This window comes from Altericroceibacterium xinjiangense, assembly GCF_003958635.1.
Lineage (GTDB): Bacteria > Pseudomonadota > Alphaproteobacteria > Sphingomonadales > Sphingomonadaceae > Altericroceibacterium_A > Altericroceibacterium_A xinjiangense.
Genome location: NZ_RSEK01000057.1, coordinates 1 through 2,577 on the forward strand (window position 1 = coordinate 1; position 2,577 = coordinate 2,577).

At 63.8% G+C, this 2,577-nt stretch carries 3 protein-coding genes; all 3 read right to left on the bottom strand.

What is annotated here, in order from left to right; genetic code table 11:
- Window positions 1–106 precede the first annotated feature (106 nt).
- The 3 genes from tnpC to tnpA all read right to left on the bottom strand — a co-directional run bounded on the left by tnpC (window position 107) and on the right by tnpA (window position 2,506).
- Window positions 107–1,639 carry an IS66 family transposase gene (gene tnpC, locus ELY13_RS14835; protein WP_126174645.1) on the bottom strand — a complete coding sequence of 511 codons (1,533 nt, stop codon included), beginning with the start codon at window positions 1,637–1,639 and terminating at the stop codon, window positions 107–109.
- A 61-nt stretch (window positions 1,640–1,700) separates the two neighbouring features.
- Complete coding sequence (gene tnpB, locus ELY13_RS14840; protein ID WP_126174646.1) at window positions 1,701–2,048, bottom strand: IS66 family insertion sequence element accessory protein TnpB; 348 nt, start codon at window positions 2,046–2,048, stop codon at window positions 1,701–1,703.
- Window positions 2,045–2,506, bottom strand: a complete 462-nt coding sequence (gene tnpA / locus ELY13_RS14845; RefSeq protein WP_241233748.1) for an IS66-like element accessory protein TnpA — start codon at window positions 2,504–2,506, stop codon at window positions 2,045–2,047. Before tnpA ends, tnpB begins: the two co-directional genes overlap by 4 nt.
- Window positions 2,507–2,577: the final 71 nt, after the last annotated feature.

Below are 2,577 nucleotides of genomic sequence, written 5' to 3' on the forward strand. Positions count from 1 at the left end.
GTAAGCGTGGTCTGGGCGCCGCCTTGCGTTTTCGATTTTTCGTGCCTCGGCCTGAGAAGCTTTTCCGGCGGTGCGTCATTTAGCGATGTGCAGGCGGTCGGTTCAGTTATGCCGCCATGCTGACAGGCGTCCTGTCGGCTGCGCAGTTCCACGGCATGAGTTCATCCCAGCGCGAGGCTGGCCAGCCACCTGCGATCTTCTCGAGTGTCTCGGCGATGTAGGCCTGCGGCTCGACACCGTTGAGCTTGGCTGTCTCGATGACGGAATAGATTGCAGCAGCGCGTTCGCCGCCGACCTTGGAGCCGGCGAACAGCCAGTTCTTCCGCCCGATGGCAACTGAGCGCATCGCGCGTTCGGCGATGTTGTTGTCGATCTCGGCCGCGCCTTCGTCGAGGAAGCGGGTGAGCGCCTCCCAGCGCTTGCGTCCATAGGTGAGCGCCTTGGCCATTGCCGATTTGGGCGACAGGCGGCGCAAGGCATCGTCGATCACGACGCGCAGCTCGTTGACCTTCGGCCGGCTTTGTTCCTGCCGGTGTTGCCGGCGGATATCGGGCGGCTGTCCCCGTATCTCCTCTTCGGTCCGGTAGAGCCCGGCGATCCGTTCCAGGAGATTGGTGGTCAGCGGTGTCGGGCTGGTGGCATGGTTCTCGAAGATCTTGCGCCGGAAGTGAGCCCAACAGGCGACTTCGCTGATCTCTTTATCCTGGTAGAGCTTGTCGTACCCGGCATAGCCATCGGCCTGGAGTAGCCCTCTAAAGCTCTTGAGTTCCTTTTGCGGATGAACGCCGCTGCGGTCGGGCGTGAACCGGTACCAGACCAGCACCGGGCCAGTCGCGCCCGATGCGCGGTCATCGACGACATAAGTCCAGAGCCTGCCTTGCGCGGTCTTGCCCTTGCCCGGGACCAGCATCGGCACCGGAGTGTCGTCTGTGTGAAGCTTGCCCGCCTTCAGGCCCTCTTCGCGGATGCGGGTGACGATGGGATCGAGCAGCGCAGCGGCCTGGCCTGCCCAACCGGTCAGGGTCGAGCGGTCGATCTCGATCCCCTGTGCGGCCATCATCTCGGCCTGGCGATAGAGCGGCAGGTGGTGATCGAACTTGTTTACGACCACATGGGCGAGCGTGGCAAAACTGGCCCTGCCGCGCGCAATCGCCTTCACCGGGGGCGATGCCTGGACGATCTTCTCGCAGGAACGGCAGGAATACTTGGGCCGAATGGTGCGGATGACACGCCACTGAACCGGTGCGACATCCAGCACCTCGTCGCTGTCCTGCCCAAGCGGCCGAAGCGTACCGCCGCAATCCGGGCAGGCGCAGCTGCCCGCTTCGGGTTCGATCCGGCGTTCGGTGCGCGGCAGATGGGGCGGAAGAGCGCGAACTGGTGCGCCGCGCACGGGCGTGGGCGGCGCTTCCTTGCAGGCTTCGACGATCTCGGCTTCGCCTTCCAGTTCCTCAAGCGTCAGCTCGAGTTGTTCGATCTGGCAGCTGAATTTCTCGGAGGACTGGCCAAAGCTCATCCGCTTGAGCTGGGAAAGCTGGATCCGGAGCGTCTCGATCAGCGTATCCCGGGTCGCGAGAGCTGCTTCCAGCTCAGCGATCCGGGCGTCCTTGTCGATGGGCGAGGAAGCGTGATCCGACACCCCGATCCTTTAGCGGATCGGAATGCCTGATGCCAGCATAACCCACGCAAATCCGCGACTTTTATCCCGCCAGAAGCGGGGCAGATGTACGCTCTGGACGGCGCCAGTCGATCCCTTCCAGCAGCATCGACAGCTGCGCTGCGGTGAGGCTGACCTTGCCGGTCTTCGTCATCGGCCAGATGAAGCGGCCGCGGTCCATGCGCTTGGAAAACAGGCACAGGCCCTGGCCATCGTACCACAGCAGCTTCACCAGATCGCCGCGCTTGCCGCGAAAGGCGAACAAGGCGCCTGAATGCGGACTTTGCTCTAGCACCTGCTGTGCCAGCACCGCCAGGCCGTCGAAGCCCTTGCGCATATCGGTCGCACCGCAAGCGAGGTAAATGCGTGTCGAAGGCGGCAGCGGGATCATCGGGCGAGCACCCCGAGTACCCGCGCCAGAGCATCGGCATCAAATGTCCTGTCGACGGTCAGCTTCACCCCCGAAGGAAGCTCAATCCCGATCTGGCCGCCCGGGCATCGCAGCGATGATCCTGGCGCAACCGGAGCTGCTGGCTCTGCCAATGCGACTTCGGTAAATGCCGGCCCTGATGGCGAGGGCACCAGGGGCCTGGTGCCGGTCAGTTCGCCCGACATCGCCAGCCGCCGCCAGGTGTAAAGCAGACCACTGCCCACCTCGTGCCGCTCGCAAGCTGCACGAACCGAACCATCAGGTCCGAATGCATCGCGCAGGATCGCAAGCTTCTGCTCCACCGTCCAGCGCCGACGGCCAGACACGCGCCCCACGACCTCGATACGAGTACTCATACGACTGCTCGTATGAGTGCTCTTGTAGCCACTCGCTTCGGTCTCGTTGATATCGTCCGCCATCGCCGCTCCTCCGCGGGCGGCTATCGGCCCCGATAACTAACCGGACAAGGCGACCTCTAGGCCACGCTTAC